Raw genomic sequence first — 17770 nt, forward strand, 5'->3', positions numbered from 1 at the left:
CAGTAATATCAGTCGCACTGCACCTTTATCGCCAGACCACCGCGTGACGTTTCGCGGTATTTGGAATTCATGTCTTTGCCCGTTTCGTACATGGTTTCAATCACTTTATCGAGAGAAACCCGTGGCTCACTGGTGCGGCGCAGCGCCATGCGTGCCGAGTTAATGGCTTTCACCGACGCGATAGCATTACGCTCGATGCAGGGCACCTGAACCTGACCGGCCACCGGATCACAGGTCAGCCCCAGATTGTGCTCCATACCGATTTCCGCCGCCACGCAAACCTGCTCAGGACTGCCGCCCAGTAATTCAGTCAGACCGGCGGCGGCCATTGAACAGGCCACGCCGACTTCGCCCTGGCAGCCCACTTCCGCACCTGAAATCGACGCGTTCATCTTATAAAGAATGCCGATAGCGCCGGAGGTGAGGAAATAGCGCAGATAAATATCCGGGCTGACGGACTGAATGTACTTGTCATAATACGCCAGCACCGCCGGAACAATCCCGCAGGCACCGTTAGTCGGAGCAGTGACCACGCGGCCACCGGCGGCGTTTTCTTCGTTCACCGCCAGCGCAAACATATTCACCCAGTCGATCACGTTCATCGGGTCTTTAGACAGCTGATCGTTGGACACCAGCATCCGGCGCAGAGCCGATGCCCTGCGCGGAACACGCAGCGGGCCGGGAAGCACGCCTTCAGTGTTTAAACCGCGATCGATACACGCCTGCATGGTGTGCCAGATTTTCTCGAAATATTGCTCAATCTCTTGCTTACTGTGCTGTGCAAGCTCGTTTTGCATCATCAAGCCGGAGAGCGAGAGGCCATTTTCTTTGCACTTTGCCAGCATTTCACTGGCCGAATTAAAGCTGAAAGGAACGGACACTTCATCCAGTACCGGCTGGCCGAAATGCTCATCATCGACGATAAAACCACCGCCAACTGAATAATACGTTTTGCTGTACACCAGTTTGTCACCAGCAAACGCGTGGATCTGCATGGCGTTTTCATGGCGCGGCAGGTTCTCGCTGCGAAACACCATACCGGTGTCACGCGGGAAATCGACTTCGTGCTGGGTGGTGCCGAGCGGCAAACGCTCACGCTGCTCAACGTCGCGGATAAAGTGCGGAATGCCGTCGATGTCAACGGTGTCAGGCTGGTTACCGGCCAGACCTAAAATAATGGCGATATCTGTGTGGTGGCCTTTACCTGTCAGCGAGAGGGAGCCAAAAACGTCCACGGCGACACGCGTAACGGCAGGCATCATGCCCTGTTCGAGCAGGTCATCAGCGAACTGTTTACCGGCTTTCATCGGGCCCAAAGTATGGGAACTGGAAGGGCCAATCCCGACCTTGAACATGTCGAAAACGCTAATCACGTCGAATACTCCTGTAATGGAAAACGGCAGGGAACGGGATCCCTGACAGCCACAAATGAATTTGTGGCTAGATCTATAGTGTAAAAGGGCTTTGGGGCAAAAGTGTCTATTTTCGCATGAAATAAACTTATTTGATGCGAAAGTGTGATCGATGTGTAACCACTGAGGTCAGTCTTTAACCTGCCGGGCCAGCTGACGAATGATCGACGCCGTTAATCCCCAGACAAATTGCTGCTGATACCAGGATAAATACACCCGGTGATGAGTGCCACGGCGATGAATATCCAAAGAATGATAGCGGGCCAGATCGAAAGCTTCCTGAAGCGGCATTTCGAATATTTCCGCCACTTCATCTTCCGCCGGATGGAAGGTGACATCCACCGGCAGCAGGCCGATCACCGGCGTGACCTGAAAACCGCTGCTGCTGTCCTGCGGGGCTAAAGTGCCTAATATATGTACCTGCTCAGGAGGGATGGCGACCTCTTCCTGCGTCTCGCGCAGCGCAGTGGCGATAATCGACGCATCCGTGGCATCCGCCGCTCCGCCCGGAAACGCCACCTGACCGGCGTGCTTGCGCAGGCTGTCTGAGCGGCGGGTCAGCAAAATCGTGGGTTCTTCGCGGCAAATAATCGGGATCAACACTGCTGCATGGCGGGTGCCGCGTAGCAGCGGCGCGGGCCTGCGCGGCTGCTGTAACTGAAAGCGCAGAATGAAATCTTTCACTGCGGGCGAAAATGTCTGCACCGGCGGGTGTTGTTCCAGCAAACTCACGGCTGAGCATCTCCTAACTGCGGCAAAATGCGGGCGATTTTATCGAACGTCTCCTGATATTCTGCCTGTTCCTGACTGTCCGCCACAATCCCGCCGCCTGCCCAGCAATAGATTTTACCCTGTTCAGTCAGCAGAGTGCGGATGGTGATATTGCTGTCCATCGTGCCACAGCAGCTGATGTAAGCAATACTGCCGCAATAACCGTTGCGGCGCTGGGGTTCGAGTTCTTCGATAATTTCCATCGCGCGGACTTTTGGCGCACCGGTGATAGAGCCGCCTGGAAAACAGGCACGCAGCAGGGCGCTGGCATGGCAGTCAGCCGGTAATTCGGCGGTAATCGTGCTGACCAGATGATGCACCGCCGGGAAGGGTTCGACGACAAACAATTCCGGCACCCGCACGCTGCCGGGCGTCGCCACCCGGCCAATGTCATTACGCAGTAAATCGACGATCATCAGGTTCTCGGCGCGATCCTTTTCCGATGCTGCCAGACGTTCCGCCTGACGGGCATCTTCGGCCGGATCTTCACAGCGCGGCAGCGTGCCTTTAATTGGTCGCGTCTGGATCTGCTGGTCTTTCAGCCAGATAAAGCGTTCGGGAGAAAGGCTGAGCACGGCGTTTTCCGGCAACCGCAGAAACGCCGAGAAGGGCGCGCGGTTGGCCTGATTCAGCCGCAGAAACGCCTGCCATTCATCACCCTGATAGGCCGTGGCGAACCGTTGCGCCAGATTGATTTGATAGCAGTCGCCGCTGTGAATGTATTCCTGAATCCGGCGGAATTTCACTCCGTATTCTTCGCGACTCATATTGGCCTGCCACGGCGCATCAAGGTGGAAAGGCAGCCTGTTCACCGGTTGCGTATGCTGTTCCAGCCAGCGTATACGCGCCTGAATATCGCCATGACACACCAGAGTCAGACGCTGTAAATGGTGATCGGCAATGAGCGCCCAGTCATAAATACCGACCGCCATGTCCGGAAGCGTTATGTCGCGCTGCGCGATGTCTGGCAGCGTCTCAACGCGGCGGCCCAAATCGTAGCCAAACAGGCCGAGTGCACCGCCCAGAAACGGAAAATCATCAGAGGTTTCCGCCTGCAGTTTCGAGGCGGAGAGCTGTTCTTCCAGCAACGCAAACGGATCTTCTTTCCGTGATGCCACGGTACCCTTACTCGAGATCTGCGTGACCACACCGCGTGTGGTCAGAGTAACCAGCGGATCGGCGACCAGAATATCGAAGCGGTTGTGCTGATGTTGCGCTGCGCCGGAATGCAGCAGCATTGCCCACGGCAAAACTGAAAGCGGCGCGAACTGCGTCAGCAGCGCGTCCGGCTGATACGGCAAAGGGTGGAAAGCAAGGGAGTGAGCGGGTTGCATGACGGGTTTCAGTTTCTCTGGCGCGATGAATGACGTTACAGGCCTGCGATCCTAACATAGATTCCGCCCCCGGAAACCAGCACAGGCGATTTGCATGAATAAGGCGTATACTGTGCAACCCCGCAGCCTGCGGGCGTTGTTTATCTTGCAACAATCACCACGTACAACAGGAACCTCCCATGCTGACAGGTATGCCTTCACTATCACATAACGAACAAGAACAGGCCGCCGATCGTATCCGCCAGTTAATGGAAAACGGCATGAGCAGCGGCGAAGCCATTGCCACCGTTGCGGCAGAAATCCGTGAAACGCACAAAGGCGATCGCGTGACCGTCATTTTTGATGACGAAGACGAATAACATCCCGTCCTGAAAGTTTTCTCTTTCAGGTACGTTGTGATGAAAAAAAACCGGAGCCTTGGCAGGCGTCCGGTTTTTTTTGTGCGAAATTCGCAGGAATTAACCTTTCACGACCACCGCAGCGGCGGCCTGTTTGGCCTGTTCTACCGCATCTTCGACGTTATCTGCAATCGCCAGCGCAACGCCCAGACGGCGTTTTCCGCTGATTTCCGGCTTGCCGAACAGGCGAACCTGATTGTAACCGGTCAGCGCATTTTCCAGACCGCTGAAGGTGACGTTGCTGCTGGTCAGCTCAGGCAGAATAACGGCTGAGGCGGAAGGGCCGAACTGGCGGATATTGCCCACCGGCAGGCCAAGAAAGGCGCGAACGTGCAGGGCAAACTCGGAGAGATCCTGAGAAATCAGCGTCACCATGCCGGTATCGTGCGGGCGCGGTGAAACTTCGCTGAAGATCACATCGTCGCCGCACACAAACAGTTCGACGCCAAACAGACCTTTGCCGCCAAGGGCTTTTACGACTTTTTCGGCAATCTCTTTCGCACGTTGCAGGGCCAGTTCGGTCATTTGCTGTGGCTGCCAGGATTCCCGGTAATCTCCGTCTTCCTGACGATGGCCGATTGGCGCGCAGAAGTGGATGCCATCAACGGCGCTGATGGTCAGCAAAGTTATCTCGAAATCAAATTTCACCAGGCCTTCTACAATGACGCGACCGCCACCGGCACGACCGCCTTGCTGCGCGTAATCCCAGGCGGTTTGCAGCTGTTCTGCGCGTCGGATCAGGCTTTGGCCCTTACCCGATGAGCTCATAACCGGCTTGATAATGCACGGGTAACCGATTGCGTCTACAGCCTGACGAAAAGAGGCTTCGTCATCCGCAAACTGGTAAGTAGACGTCGGCAGTTGCAGCGTTTCGGCAGCCAGACGACGGATCCCTTCGCGGTTCATGGTCAGGCGCGTGGCTTCGGCGCAAGGCACCACGTTGTGACCCTGTTTTTCCAGCTCGACCAGCATACTGGTGGCGATAGCTTCGATTTCCGGCACGATGAAGTCAGGACGTTCGCTTTCGATAACCTGTTTCAGGGCGTCGCCGTCCAGCATATTAATGACATGGCTGCGATGAGCGACCTGCATTGCCGGTGCATCGGCGTAACGATCCACGGCGATCACTTCCAGGCCAAGACGCTGGCATTCAATCGCCACTTCTTTCCCGAGTTCGCCAGAGCCTAACAACATGACGCGGGTGGCGCCGGTGCGCAGTGCAGTACCAATGGTTAACATAGCTTCGTACCCAGATCTGTGATGAAGAAAAATGAGAATTTCGGCGCGCAGTATATCTGAATTAATGGGCAACGAAAACGATTGCGCAGCAGGTTCGCCGAATTCGTCGCGGAGCAAAGCAGGGCGTCCAAGGGATTTTTTCAGCCAGTTTTCTGCCGTTTAAGGCAGTCAGCGGGCGTCTCTGTTATCATTTAGCCAAACCATGGCGTCAGACCACCTGCCGCTGCTTCGATTTTTGCCTCACATAAAGAGTTATCGCCTTGAGCACGCATTCCTTTTCAGCCCTGACACTGCCCGCTGAGCAACTTTCTAACCTGACCGAACTGGGTTATACCGAAATGACCCCGATTCAGGCCGCTTCACTGCCTGCCATTTTGCAGGGGCAGGACGTCCTGGCCAAAGCCAAAACCGGTAGTGGCAAAACAGCTGCATTCGGGATCGGTTTGCTGAACAGTATCACCGTGGCGCAGTTCTACGCTCAGGCGCTGGTATTGTGTCCGACCCGCGAACTGGCGGATCAGGTGAGTAAAGAGTTACGTCGTCTGGCTCGCTTTACCCAGAACATCAAGATTCTGACCCTCTGCGGTGGCCAGTCAATCGGCCCGCAGCTGGAATCACTGGTCCGTCAGCCGCATATTGTGGTGGGGACGCCGGGGCGTATTCAGGAACATTTGCGTAAAGGCACCCTGAAGCTGGATCAGCTGAAAGTGCTGGTGCTGGATGAAGCCGACCGCATGCTGGACATGGGCTTTAGCGAAGACATTGAAGACGTGGTCAGCTACACGCCGCCCGCCCGTCAGACTCTGCTGTTCTCCGCGACGTATCCGGACGGCATCGAGCGTATTAGTTCTAAATTCCAGCGTCAGCCGTTGAAGGTCGAAATCGAAGGCGAAGAAGACGTTGCGGATATCAAGCAGGTCTTTATCGAAGCCGACAAACATCAGCGTTTGTCGCTGCTGGCAGCGGTGCTGTATCAGCATCAGCCCACGTCCTGCGTGGTGTTCTGTAACACTAAGCGCGATTGTCAGGATGTCTGCGATGCGCTGTCCGCCAAAGGCATCAGCGCGTTGGCGCTTAACGGCGATCTTGAACAGCGTGACCGTGACCGTGTGCTGGTACGTTTCTCCAACGGCAGTTGCCGCGTGCTGGTCGCCACCGACGTGGCGGCGCGCGGGCTGGACATCAAAGATCTCGGTCTGGTGATCAATTACGAGCTGTCGTTCGACCCTGAAGTGCATATCCACCGCGTAGGCCGTACTGGCCGTGCAGGCACCAGCGGTCTGGCCGTCAGTTTAGTCACGCCGCAGGAAATGGGTCGTGTTCACGCACTGGAAGATTACACCCGTCAGACCTTTGTCTGGCAGCCGGCTGCGCAGGCGTTGGCCGCTACGCCGGTGGCGCTGGATCCTGTCATGGCTACCCTGTGCATCGACGGTGGCCGTAAAGCCAAAATCCGCCCCGGTGATATTCTCGGCGCGCTGACCGGTGAAGCCGGCCTGACCGCTGCCGAAGTCGGTAAAATTGATATGTTCCCAATCCACGCGTACGTGGCGATTCGTCAGAAGAGTGCCAAAAAGGCGTTGCAGCGTTTGCAGGAAGGGAAGATCAAAGGCAAGAACTGCAAAGCCATCATCTTACGGTAAGCATTATGCGTTGTTCGTCATATTGTTAATGTTGTGTTATTACCTTGTTGGGGATTATATTATCTATCGCAAGCGATGACCTTGTCAGTTGTAGGGATATAAATCCTGCAAGGTCACTGGTAATGATCGACAAAAAGCGGGAAGACGAATAATGAAAAAGATGATCTCAGGCGTAGTGATCGCCATAGCAGGAATGAGCGGGATGACTCAGGTAGCGCAGGCTGCGGAGCCTGAAGTCAGAACGGCAACGGTCGCGCCTTGCTCTACCGCCAGCAAAGATGAGATTGCGGCGCTGGTTAAACGTGATTTCCTGCAAAACCGCATTCCACGCTGGGATGCGGACAAGAAAACGCTCGGCACGTCTACGCCGGTGGCGTGGGTGGCGCCTGACAGTATCGGCGGCGATAACGCGAAGTGGACCATTCCGCTGAAAGTTCGCGGCGATCACACCGACAAAACGTATCAGGTGACACTCAATTGCCAGCTCGGTGAAATCAGTTACAGCACGCCAGTCTGAGTTATACCTGCGTCCGTTTCCTTGGGCGGACGCATTATTCCTTTCATTTCCGTCTCTTGGTTTCCCCGCCTAAACCTGTCACTCTTGTCATACCACTAAGAGGACAAAGAGATCCCGCGATGATGACACCTCCAAAGGCTGAGAAACGCCCTAAAATCCTGAGCGCGCACGGTACTGAACGCGTCGATAACTATTACTGGCTGCGTGACGATGACCGCACCGATCCTCAGGTTCTGGCTTATCTCACAGCTGAAAATGAATACACCGATGAGGCCATGAAACCGCATCAGGCGCTGCGCGAAACACTCTATGGCGAGATGGTGGCGCGCATTGCCCAGCAGGATCATTCTGTTCCTTATGTTAAACACGGTTTCCGCTATCAGACCCGCTACGAGCCGGGCAACGAATACGCCATTTATCTGCGCCAGCCTGCTGACGAACACGAACAGTGGGTGACGCTTATCGACGGTAACGAGCGCGCCAAAGACAGTGAGTTTTATACGCTGGGCGGGCTCGATATCAGCCGTGATAACAAACGTATGGCCGTTGCTGAAGATTTTCTGTCACGCCGCCAGTACGACATCCGCATCAAAAATCTGGATGACGAAACCTGGGCTGACGATCTGCTGAAAAACACCTCCGGCAGCAGCGAATGGGCGAACGATTCTCAAACGCTGTATTACGTGCGCAAACACAAGAAAACCCTCCTGCCATATCAGGTCTATCGCCACGTTGTCGGCACCGATCCGAAAACCGACAAACTGGTGTACGAAGAGAAAGACGACACGTTTTATGTCGGGCTGGATAAAACCACCTCAGAAAAATACATCCTTATCCATCTCGACAGCACCACGACATCCGAGATTTTGCTGCTCGATGCTGACGATCCGCAGGCAAAACCTCAGGTGTTTCTGTCGCGCCGTAAAGATCACGAGTACGCGCTCGATCATTACCTCGGCAAGTTCTATATCCGTTCGAACAAAGACGGCAAAAATTTCGGCCTGTATAAAAGTGATAACGGCGAAGAGTCCGGCTGGCAGGCGCTGATCGCACCGCGCGTAGAAGTGATGCTGGAAGGCTTCAGTCTGTTTCGAGACTGGCTGGTAGTGGAAGAGCGCGAACAGGGGCTGACGCATCTGCGTCAAATCCACTGGCAAACCGGCGAAGAAAAATCGCTGGCGTTTGACGATCCGACCTACACCACCTGGCTGGCATACAACCCGGAACCGGATACCGCGCTGCTGCGCTACGGCTATTCTTCCATGACCACGCCAAGTACCTTGTTTGAGCTGGATCTGGATACGCAAGAACGCACCTTGCTCAAGCAGCAGGAAGTGAAAGATTTTGATGCGGCGAATTACCGCAGCGAACGGGTCTGGGTTACAGCCCGCGACGGCGTGAAAGTGCCGGTGTCGCTGGTCTACCGCCATGAACTTTTCAAACCGCACCAGAATCCGCTGATGCTTTACGGCTACGGTTCCTACGGCAGCAGTATGGATCCTGCTTTCAGCGGCAGTCGTCTCAGCCTGTTAGATCGCGGTTTTGTTTTCGCGCTGGCGCATATCCGCGGCGGTGCTGAGCTTGGTCAGCAATGGTATGACGACGGTAAACTGTTCAACAAACTGAACACTTTCCATGATTTCATCGATGTCACTAAAGAGCTGGTGGCCGAAGGCTATGGCGATGCGAAACAGGTCTATGCAATGGGCGGTAGCGCGGGCGGTTTGCTGATGGGGGCGATCATCAATCAGGCGCCGGACTTGTATCACGGCATTGTTGCGCAGGTTCCGTTTGTCGACGTCGTCACCACGATGCTCGATGAGTCTATTCCGCTGACGACCGGCGAATACGACGAGTGGGGTAATCCGAACGAAAAGCCTTATTACGACTACATGCTGCAATACAGCCCGTACGATCAGGTGCGTGCACAGGCATATCCGCACATGCTGGTCACCACCGGTCTGCATGATTCTCAGGTGCAATACTGGGAACCGGCAAAATGGGTTGCCAGGCTGCGTGATGTGAAAACCGACAGCAATCAGCTACTGATGCACACGGATATGGATTCCGGGCATGGCGGCAAATCCGGTCGCTTTAAAGCTTACGAGGATATCGCGCTGGAGTACGCCTTCGTGGTAGCGCTGGCTTCGAAAAACTAAATCTAAAAAATTTCATCTAAATAAAAAAACCCGCGCTCGGCGGGTTTATTCTACGAAGTACATTGTTAAGCAGATGCTTTCTTGGCTTTTTTATCAGCCTTTTTTTCGGCAGGGGTTTTCAATGGCTTTTTCTTCGCATTCTTTTTGCTATCCATTCCTTTACTCATAATCGCCTCTCTTTAAAGCTGGTGGATTGGGTTGCTCACCTATTTAGAGCCAAATCCGTTCCGGTTGCAAGCTCCTTTGTGTTTCCAACAGTACTTTACAGTCACGGAATACGCCGCCGCTTAGCGGGGGAAAAAGAAATTGCGTGATAAGTATGCGAACAGCATACAAAAAGCCGATTTTCGTGGATTACAACTTGTTGTTGGCTGGCTGATGCGCTGTTATTGGGTTGTAAATGTATCCATCAATACTCTGGCCAACTAGAACAGGAAATGTCATGCCAAAATTAAAAGGGTTGTATCCACCGCGTGAGGCTTATGCCAGCGGCATGCTTGATACCGGCGACGGCCATCAGGTTTACTGGGAACGCAGCGGAAACCCACAAGGCAAACCGGCAGTCTTTATTCACGGCGGCCCCGGCGGCGGCTGTTCCTCCGTCCACCGTCAGTTGTTTGATCCGAATGATTATGACGTCATGCTGTTTGATCAGCGTGGCTGCGGGCGTTCAAAGCCTCATGCGAGCCTCGACAACAACACCACATGGCATCTGGTGGAAGATATCGAGCGTCTGCGTAAAATGGCAGGCGTTGAGAAATGGCTGGTGTTCGGCGGTTCGTGGGGTTCCACGCTGGCGCTGGCCTATGCCCAGACGCATCCCGAACATGTCAGCGAGATGGTGCTGCGTGGTATCTTCACCATGCGTAAGCAGGAACTGACCTGGTACTATCAGGACGGGGCATCGCGATTCTTCCCGGAAAAATGGCAGCGGATTTTGTCAATTTTATCAGAAGAAGAACGCAAAGACGTGATCGCCGCTTATCACAAGCGACTGACGTCAAACGACCGCGCAGTGCAACTGGAGGCCGCTAAAATCTGGAGCCTGTGGGAAGGGGAAACAGTCACGCTTCTGCCTGCGGAAGGTTCGGCGTCGTTTGGTGAAGATAACTTTGCGCTGGCCTTTGCCCGTATCGAAAACCATTACTTTACACATCTGGGTTTTTTAGAGACCGACGATCAACTGTTGAGAAATGTCGACCGCATCCGTCACATTCCTGCGGTGATTGTGCATGGCCGCTACGACATGGCCTGTCAGGTGCAAAACGCCTGGGATCTGGCGAAAGCCTGGCCGGAAGCCGAGCTGCACATTATCGAAGGAGCAGGGCACTCATTTGATGAGCCGGGCATTCTCGATCAACTGATCCGCACCAACCAGCAATTTGCTACCCGCCGTTAATCTTTCCTAATCCCGTTTACCTGCGCCAGCAACGTTACTTTTGCTTCGGTTCGTAAGGTAAGCGGGAGAATTTATGTGATTCCCCACGGTAATGCATCACGCGCTCACGAAAGTACGTGCGCAGGTGCTCAGGCTGCTGGCGTTCCACCATTTCAGCGACAACCGGCATGTTGTAACGCTCTTTGAAAGCGACCGCCGAGGCCGCCAGATCGATGTTGATGCGATCCATCTCTTCTTTACTGATTTCCGCCAGATTGATACTCATTGCGACATCCCGTGACTCTGTTTTGACCGGCATTGTACCCGAGGCCACCGCCGGGGTGAATGCTGACATCTTATTTTTATGAACAGCCATTAAGCTAAATTATTACTGATGTTATGCGGGTGAATAAGAACCATTCACGTTGTGGAATTGATAATTAGCTTCAATTAGACCGGGGGTTTTATTTTATCAAATAGGAATGATTCTTTTTAATATATACATGCATGTTAATGGTTCTCATTATTATATATTTGCCATTATAATTAATCCTTTTAAATCAATGAAATAAAATTAAATGTTGCTTATGTGGATATTAATGTGAATCGCCTGTTTTTATTTTGTGTCGATGCGGGCATAATGCGGATAAATAAACCCATTCCCCTGCCTTAATTTATTTATGGAGCCGCATCATGCTTAAAAAAGAAATGATCGATCAGCTTAATGAACAGCTGAACCTCGAGTTTTATTCTGCCAATTTATATTTGCAGATGAGTGCATGGTGCAGCGCCAAAGGCTACGAAGGTGCGGCTGCGTTTCTGAAAAAGCATTCCATGGAAGAGATGGATCACATGCATCGCCTGTTCAAATATGTCAGCGATACCGGTGCATTGCCTTTGCTGGGCGCGATTGCTGCACCGCCGGTGACATTTGAGTCTCTGTCCGATCTCTTCATGCAGACTTACGAGCATGAGCAATTGATCACTCAGAAAATCAACGAACTGGCCGATCTGGCGATGACTCTGAAAGATTATTCTTCCTTCAACTTCCTGCAATGGTACGTCGCAGAGCAGCATGAAGAAGAGACCTTGTTCAAATCCGTTCTCGACAAACTGTCGCTGGTCAGCAATACCGGCAACGGCTTGTTCTTCGTTGATAAAGATCTCAAAAATATGGCAGCGCAAGCCCCGGCGGCGTAAACCCCGTTTGTGATGCACATAAAACGCAGAATGCTCCGGCTTCTGCGTTTTTTTATGCATTTATGACAAACGTTTTGGGTTGGTTTGCGATAAAGTGACGGCGTTATAAATTCATCGTTACGCAAGCCAAGGAATCATCGTGTTGAAAAAAACCACCTCTCTTTGCCGTGCCATGGCAGTCTCAGCCGTATTGCTGAGCGGATTTATCTCATCGCAAGCCTTTGCGCATGCACATCTTAAAACTCAGACGCCCGCTGCGGACACCGTTCTTGCCGCCAGCCCGACAGAACTCTCACTCGGGTTCAGTGAAGGTATCGAACCAAATTTCAGCAAAATCACCCTGACCGGTGCAGATAAAAAAGCGGTTAAAACTGGCGCGTTAACGCTCGCTGCCAATGACAATACCCAGACGGTTGTCCCGTTACCCGACGCGCTGAGCCCGGGTAAATATTGGGTGACGTGGAGCGTGGTGTCGGTCGACGGTCATAAAACGAATGGTCAGTACAGCTTCACCGTTAAGTAAGTCATGAGCCTGACTGCGTTGTTTGTTCTGTGCCGGTTCGCCCATTTTGCCTCCCTGATGCAAATATTCGGGCTGAGCGTGTTTTGCTCCCTGCTGGCACCGGCCGGCTTTTCGGCGATGTTACTGCGAAAAAACCAGACACTGATGATGTGGTTTGGCGCGGTTGCGGCGGTAACGTCTGTCGGGATGCTGTCGATTCAGGCCATGCTGATGGGTAATGGCTGGAGTGATGGCCTGAACCTGAATGTCTGGTTGCTGGTGCTGACCACTACGTTTGGTGAAGTCTGGCGCTGGCATTTGCTGCTGACCGCCGCACTGATGCTGGTGTTGCTGATGGACTGGCTGTCGGTGCGCAATCTGCTGGTGTTTCTGTGCTCGCTCGGTTTGTTGCTGAGTCAGGCGCTGATCGGCCATGCGGCCATGCATGACGGCATGTTAGGGCTCATCCACCGTCTCAATCATATGGTGCATCTGCTAAGTGCCGCTTACTGGTTCGGATGCTTGCTCCCGCTGCTGGCGTGCATGTACTACACCCGTAAACCTGAGCTGCGGCCTTTTGCCATCGCCACGCTGATCCGTTTTTCGACATGGGGTCATGCCGCTGTCGCGTTGGTCATACTCACGGGCATCGTCAATACCGCCATCGTTTTGCAGCGCTGGCCGACGGAGCTGACGTCGCTTTATCAATGTCTTCTGGTTATCAAGATTCTGCTGGTCGGCATTATGGCCGCTGTCGCCGTGTACAACCGTTATCGTCTGGTGCCGCTGATGGGTAAGGACTCCGGTCATACCGAACGCCGTTTTGTACTGATGACATGGATTGAGTGGGGGCTGGCGCTTTTGGTTTTGCTGCTGGTGAGCCTGTTTGCCACACTGGCGCCGCGCTGAAGTGGCCTTTTATAACCTATTAAGAATTTAATCATTACCGAGGAAAAATCATGAGGAAAACACTGCTTGCCTGCGTGCTGCTGACCTTATCCGCCAGCAGTCTGGCTGCGCCACAGCTGGAAACGGTCAGCCGCTTACAGTACGGAAAGGCGTGGGCATTCACCCGTGAAGAAGTCATGCTGCAATGCCGCCCGGGCCATGCGCTGTATGTGATCAACGACAGCACGCTGGCGCAATATCCTCTGAACGACGTGGCGAAAGAGCAGGTTAAAAACCGTCAGGTTCAGGCAGTTCCGTTGGAAAAAATCTGGCTGGATGACCCGCAAAATCCGGGACAAAAAATGAGCCTCGCGCCATTTATCACCAAAGCGGAATCGCTCTGCTGAGTTGCTGTGCAGCGAATAAGTGAATGTTGTTAAACTCATGCTTTGAGAATGTTGTCACATAATGAAAATAATACAGCATTGTTATTATCACTATGTTGCGAGTTGAGTGGAAAATAGTCAGACGTCGGCTATTCTTTACTTTGTACGGCTTAACCGCCTGCATTAATGCCAACTTTTAGCGCACGGCTCTCTCCCAAGAGCCATTTCCCTAGACCGAATATAGGACTCGTATTCGGTCTTTTTTTTGCCTGTTTTTGAAATCAACCACTTATAATAAAAACAATCACTTAGACTCTTTTCACTTACCCTCAATGTTACTCATTTGGATTCTCCATCGCCATTTTATCGCCACTGATTTGAGCCAGCGGATTCATGTAAATAGCGTCTTCCAGGTGATCGGGAGCGAAGTGTGCGTAACGCATCGTGACGCGGATATCTGAGTGCCCGAGGATGCGCTGTAACACAATGATATTGCCGCCGGCCATCATGAAGTGACTGGCAAACGTGTGCCTTAGAACGTGCGTCATCTGACCTTCTGGCAGTTCGATGCCCGCCAGCCTGATCACCCGATAGAACTGCTTATAGCAGGGCGAGAAGGGCACACCTTCGCGGGCCATCAATTCGTCATACAGCGGGCGGGCGAGGGGGACGGTGCGGTTCTTTTTCCCTTTGGTATTGATGAAGGTGAGTTTGTACGGGGAGATCTGCGAGCTCTTGATTTTGGCGGTCTCATTCCAGCGTGCGCCGGTCGAAAGGCAGAGTTTAACGATCAGCGTTAATTCATCATTCCCATGCTCTGCACAGGCCGCCATGAGCCGCAGAATTTGTTCCTGGTTCAGCCATGCCATCTCGCGTTCCGGCTGATCAAACTCGCGGATATTCTCGAGAGGGTTTGGCAGCGACCATTCTCCCAGGCGTTTCAGCTCATTGAACACCGCCCGCAGAAAAGCGTGCTCACAGTTCACCGTGCCGGTCGAAACCTTACGTGTCGCCAGACTGGTACTATAGCCGTTATCAATCTCACCGCGCAGCCGCTGATCGCGATAATGCGCCCAGTCTCTCGGCGTGATGGTACTGGCTATCGGGTCACCCATTCCCGCGCTGATAATCTTCAGTTTGCCCAACCGTCCCTTTTTATCATTCAGAGAGCAGCCGTGCAGGCTGTACCAGAGATCGACCAGTTCGCTAAGCTTCCGCCGGTCTTCCCTCTCACCCAGCCACGGTTTGTTCTTTGCCTGGTCCATGGTGTAAGTTTCAAAGGCAACGGCTTCACCTTTGGTATCAAACTGCCTGCGGCATCGCTTACCTCCACTCCCGTTCGGGTAGCATTCACATAACCATTTACCGGTAGACAGCTTTCTTACACTCATCACATCCTCCTTTTTGAGAATGTGAATTTTACTGTATATAAAAACAGTGTAAATGTTTGATTTAGTCAGTCGTATACATGTAAGGGGATTAATTCACTGAATCTATGAAAGTAAAAACCCGCTTTCGCGGGCTTCGTCTCAGTGCATTTGCAACGACTGCTGACTATGTTTATCCGGATGCAGCAGCACGGCATGGACGGTTCCTGGCTCAACAATAATATCGGCGATCGTTTCATGAGTTTTGAACGTGCAACTGCAATTGATATTCTGACACTGGTGATAACGCTCTTTGGTATTGGTGCTGAGGTAACGGCTTGAACGGGCGTGAGCTGCGTGCTGGCATTTGGGGCAATGCATCATAATAATCACCATATAATCATTCTAATCAGATGCACTCATTGTATGTTATCGCGTTGAGCATACATCTTAAATTACAGTGATTTACACAGTTTTTAGTTATGGTAATTCAAGATAACTCAATCAAATCAAAAGGGGAATTATGCTGTCCGGATTGAATCACCTCACTCTCGCGGTCAGTCATTTACCGCGCAGTTTTGGTTTCTATGTAGATGTTCTTGGTTTTAAACCTCGGGCTAGATGGGCGAAAGGGGCTTACATATCGCTAGGAGATCTGTGGCTATGTTTATCGTTGGAATCTGTTGTAGAACGCAAGGCAGATTACACTCACTACGCCTTTACGATCGCTTCAGATGACATGCCGTCATTTCGAGAGAAAATACAGCAGGCCGGTGCTATAGAGTGGAAAAGCAACAAGAGTGAAGGGGAGTCAATTTACTTTCTGGACCCCGATGGCCATCAGTTAGAGGTTCATTGTGGTGATCTTGAAAGCCGGCTCCGTTCGTGCAAAGAAAATCCATACGATGAAATGGAGTTCTTCTGAGGCTATTAATGCCTCAGTTGTTTTCCGTCGCCTCATAACTCACATCTGACAACAACACCTCCAGTTCCAACCCGGTCGTATAGCCGCCACTGTTCAGTCTGTGCGTGACCTTGCTGATTATCCATGGCTGCGCGTCGATCACTGCTTTAAAGCCTGACACCGCCAGCGGGGTTTCGGGGAACAGGTCGGCACGTCCGCGAGCCAGTGAGATAGAAAACTGCGCGACGCCGCGCTGTAGCTTGTCCCATTTGGCCTGTGCTGCGCGCATCGCGGCCTTTTGCGTGGCGTAGACCGTCGTCAGCACAAACACGTTTTCATCATTGCCTACCAGATATTCGCCTTCTTTCGCCTCCGGCGCTTTTTGTGCTTTCGCCGTGGTCTTTTTGGCCGCCGGATGTTGCAACGCGCGCAGGTGCTTTTCTTTCTTCTTTCGCTGTACCTTTACCTTTTTTGGCTTTGGTTCTTTGGTATGCAGCCAGGTGGCTGATACGCCGGTGTAAGCATCACGGTCAGCAATATTGAACGTATGCCCGTCGCCATCGCTGCGGGTCAGCGTCATTTGCGGGATAGGCTTGCCACTGGCGGTGAGGGCTGAGCCTGGCTTAATAAAAATCAGTTTACCGGCCTTGATGGCGACAACCCCGCCGTTCAGCTCGGCCAGACGGGTGATAAAAGCCGCGTCGTTTTCCTGCGTCTGGTCGATGTGCGAAACCTTCACACCTTTGAGCGACTCGGCGACGGCGGGCTGGAGACTGTTGCGCGCCGCGATGGCGGAGACAATCGCCTCCAGCGTTGTGTCGTGATAGGAGTTATCGCGGCGGGAATTCAGGCTGCTGCGATAGTCGGCGCTGCGGGCGCGCAGCGTCAGCGTATCCGGCGCGCCCCGATGCTCCACTTCGTCCACCGTAAACTCCCCCTTATGGAACAGCGCCTGACCTTTCCAGCCCAGAAAGACGCTCAGCACCGCGCCGCGCGGAGGCATCTGCATCAGCCCGTCCGCGTCGTCCAGCTCGATGTCGAGCTGGTCAGCCTCAAAGCCGCGGTTGTCGGTCAGCGACAGCGAAATAAGTCGCCTGCTGATATCCGTGGTGATATCTGAACCGGCGAGTTTAACCATGTAGTCCGGCGCAATCTGTGCGCCGTTATCCATTGCGATCGTGGACATCATGACATCAGCCCGCCTGCATACTTCTGCGCATTGCTGGCAATGCCGCCCGCCTGATCCAGAAGGCCATCCGCCTGAGTTTTGATATCGCCGAACATGGCGGTCAGGCTTTCGTCCACTCGCTTTAGGCTTAGCGTAAACTCAATTTTGCGGGCGGCACCGTTAGCGAAAAACTCTGAATGCTCGTCACTGAGGCTTTCCACCACGAACATCCCGTAAATCGCACCGTTGCCGCCAATCAGCGACCAGGCGCGGCCTTGATCGGCCATCAGGCGCAGCGCATCCAGGCTCAGCCTGCCGCCGGTGATTTCCGGCAGCAGCGTGCCGGTCAGGGTGATTTTTTCATCCCCTTGCCCGAGAAACTGCGGCGCGGCGCGCAGGCCGATCCGGTCATTGGTCGGCCAGCGGTATTCCGCCGAGCGTTGCAAACTCTGATAGGGCAGGGTTTGCAGCATAAACACGAACATCCCCAAAGCCAGCATCATA

19 protein-coding genes are annotated in these 17770 nt (G+C 53.2%); 10 read left to right on the forward strand and 9 right to left on the reverse strand.

The annotated features are described in order from the left end of the window. Positions 1-8: 8 nt before the first annotated feature. The 3 genes from I2123_RS09805 to pabB form a co-directional block, all read right to left on the reverse strand. Positions 9-1373 (reverse strand): L-serine ammonia-lyase, encoded by a 1365-nt coding sequence (locus I2123_RS09805; protein ID WP_213052314.1) that lies wholly within the window; start codon positions 1371-1373, stop codon positions 9-11. 168 nt (positions 1374-1541) lie between these two features. Beyond that, the gene (locus I2123_RS09810; RefSeq protein ID WP_112168769.1) at positions 1542-2144 is read right to left on the reverse strand and encodes a CoA pyrophosphatase; all 603 of its coding nucleotides are present in this window, start codon (positions 2142-2144) and stop codon (positions 1542-1544) included. Then, entirely contained in the window at positions 2141-3517 is a 1377-nt protein-coding gene (pabB, locus tag I2123_RS09815; RefSeq protein WP_213052315.1) for an aminodeoxychorismate synthase component 1, read from the reverse strand. Before pabB ends, I2123_RS09810 begins: the two co-directional genes overlap by 4 nt. A 179-nt stretch (positions 3518-3696) precedes the next feature. Here pabB and I2123_RS09820 point away from each other — a divergent pair, with 179 nt between their 5' ends. After that, positions 3697-3876: a YoaH family protein gene (locus I2123_RS09820; protein WP_056778924.1), complete on the forward strand. Its 180-nt coding sequence runs from the start codon at positions 3697-3699 to the stop codon at positions 3874-3876. A 99-nt stretch (positions 3877-3975) separates the two neighbouring features. Here I2123_RS09820 and purT read toward each other — a convergent pair whose 3' ends face one another. Next, entirely contained in the window at positions 3976-5154 is a 1179-nt protein-coding gene (gene purT, locus I2123_RS09825) for a formate-dependent phosphoribosylglycinamide formyltransferase (RefSeq protein WP_213052316.1), read from the reverse strand. Positions 5155-5408: 254 nt separating this feature from the next. Here purT and dbpA point away from each other — a divergent pair, with 254 nt between their 5' ends. The 4 genes from dbpA (at position 5409) to pip (ending at position 10872) form a co-directional block, all read left to right on the forward strand. Next, on the forward strand, positions 5409-6797 hold the full coding sequence (gene dbpA, locus I2123_RS09830) for an ATP-dependent RNA helicase DbpA (RefSeq protein ID WP_413529913.1): 1389 nt from the start codon (positions 5409-5411) through the stop codon (positions 6795-6797). Between the two features lie 151 nt (positions 6798-6948). Beyond that, positions 6949-7314: a protein YebF gene (yebF, locus tag I2123_RS09835; RefSeq protein WP_112168772.1), complete on the forward strand. Its 366-nt coding sequence runs from the start codon at positions 6949-6951 to the stop codon at positions 7312-7314. Positions 7315-7433: 119 nt separating this feature from the next. Beyond that, positions 7434-9473 carry a S9 family peptidase gene (locus I2123_RS09840; RefSeq protein ID WP_213052317.1) on the forward strand — a complete coding sequence of 680 codons (2040 nt, stop codon included), beginning with the start codon at positions 7434-7436 and terminating at the stop codon, positions 9471-9473. 442 nt (positions 9474-9915) lie between these two features. Beyond that, positions 9916-10872, forward strand: coding sequence for a prolyl aminopeptidase (pip, locus tag I2123_RS09845; protein WP_213052318.1), 957 nt, complete (start codon positions 9916-9918; stop codon positions 10870-10872). 34 nt (positions 10873-10906) lie between these two features. Here the strand turns inward: pip and I2123_RS09850 are convergent, their stop codons facing one another. Continuing rightward, positions 10907-11137 (reverse strand): DNA polymerase III subunit theta, encoded by a 231-nt coding sequence (locus I2123_RS09850; protein WP_112168775.1) that lies wholly within the window; start codon positions 11135-11137, stop codon positions 10907-10909. Positions 11138-11544: 407 nt separating this feature from the next. Here I2123_RS09850 and ftnA point away from each other — a divergent pair, with 407 nt between their 5' ends. The 4 genes from ftnA to I2123_RS09870 all read left to right on the forward strand — a co-directional run bounded on the left by ftnA (position 11545) and on the right by I2123_RS09870 (position 13848). Beyond that, complete coding sequence (gene ftnA / locus I2123_RS09855) at positions 11545-12051, forward strand: non-heme ferritin (RefSeq protein ID WP_112168776.1); 507 nt, start codon at positions 11545-11547, stop codon at positions 12049-12051. A 136-nt stretch (positions 12052-12187) separates the two neighbouring features. Continuing rightward, positions 12188-12574, forward strand: a complete 387-nt coding sequence (gene yobA, locus I2123_RS09860) for a CopC domain-containing protein YobA (protein WP_208640422.1) — start codon at positions 12188-12190, stop codon at positions 12572-12574. 3 nt (positions 12575-12577) lie between these two features. Continuing rightward, a complete protein-coding gene (gene copD, locus I2123_RS09865; protein WP_213052319.1) occupies positions 12578-13462 on the forward strand; it encodes a copper homeostasis membrane protein CopD in 885 nt (294 codons plus the stop codon). 50 nt (positions 13463-13512) lie between these two features. Continuing rightward, the gene (locus I2123_RS09870; RefSeq protein WP_112168779.1) at positions 13513-13848 is read left to right on the forward strand and encodes a YebY family protein; all 336 of its coding nucleotides are present in this window, start codon (positions 13513-13515) and stop codon (positions 13846-13848) included. A gap of 314 nt (positions 13849-14162) precedes the next feature. On the opposite strand, the gene I2123_RS09875 is transcribed toward I2123_RS09870, so the two are convergent. Continuing rightward, a complete protein-coding gene (locus tag I2123_RS09875; RefSeq protein ID WP_213052320.1) occupies positions 14163-15218 on the reverse strand; it encodes a phage integrase in 1056 nt (351 codons plus the stop codon). Positions 15219-15356: 138 nt separating this feature from the next. Then, positions 15357-15578, reverse strand: coding sequence for a DNA-binding transcriptional regulator (locus tag I2123_RS09880; RefSeq protein ID WP_112168840.1), 222 nt, complete (start codon positions 15576-15578; stop codon positions 15357-15359). A 139-nt stretch (positions 15579-15717) separates the two neighbouring features. Here I2123_RS09880 and I2123_RS09885 point away from each other — a divergent pair, with 139 nt between their 5' ends. Next, entirely contained in the window at positions 15718-16119 is a 402-nt protein-coding gene (locus I2123_RS09885) for a fosfomycin resistance glutathione transferase (RefSeq protein ID WP_213052321.1), read from the forward strand. 13 nt (positions 16120-16132) lie between these two features. On the opposite strand, the gene I2123_RS09890 is transcribed toward I2123_RS09885, so the two are convergent. Together I2123_RS09890 and I2123_RS09895 are read right to left on the reverse strand one after the other, a co-directional pair. Then, positions 16133-17287 carry a phage late control D family protein gene (locus I2123_RS09890; protein WP_213052322.1) on the reverse strand — a complete coding sequence of 385 codons (1155 nt, stop codon included), beginning with the start codon at positions 17285-17287 and terminating at the stop codon, positions 16133-16135. Continuing rightward, positions 17284-17769 (reverse strand): phage tail protein, encoded by a 486-nt coding sequence (locus tag I2123_RS09895; RefSeq protein WP_112168783.1) that lies wholly within the window; start codon positions 17767-17769, stop codon positions 17284-17286. Before I2123_RS09895 ends, I2123_RS09890 begins: the two co-directional genes overlap by 4 nt. Position 17770 lies beyond the last annotated feature (1 nt).

Source organism: Rahnella inusitata (genome assembly GCF_018288855.1).
Lineage (GTDB): Bacteria > Pseudomonadota > Gammaproteobacteria > Enterobacterales > Enterobacteriaceae > Rahnella > Rahnella inusitata.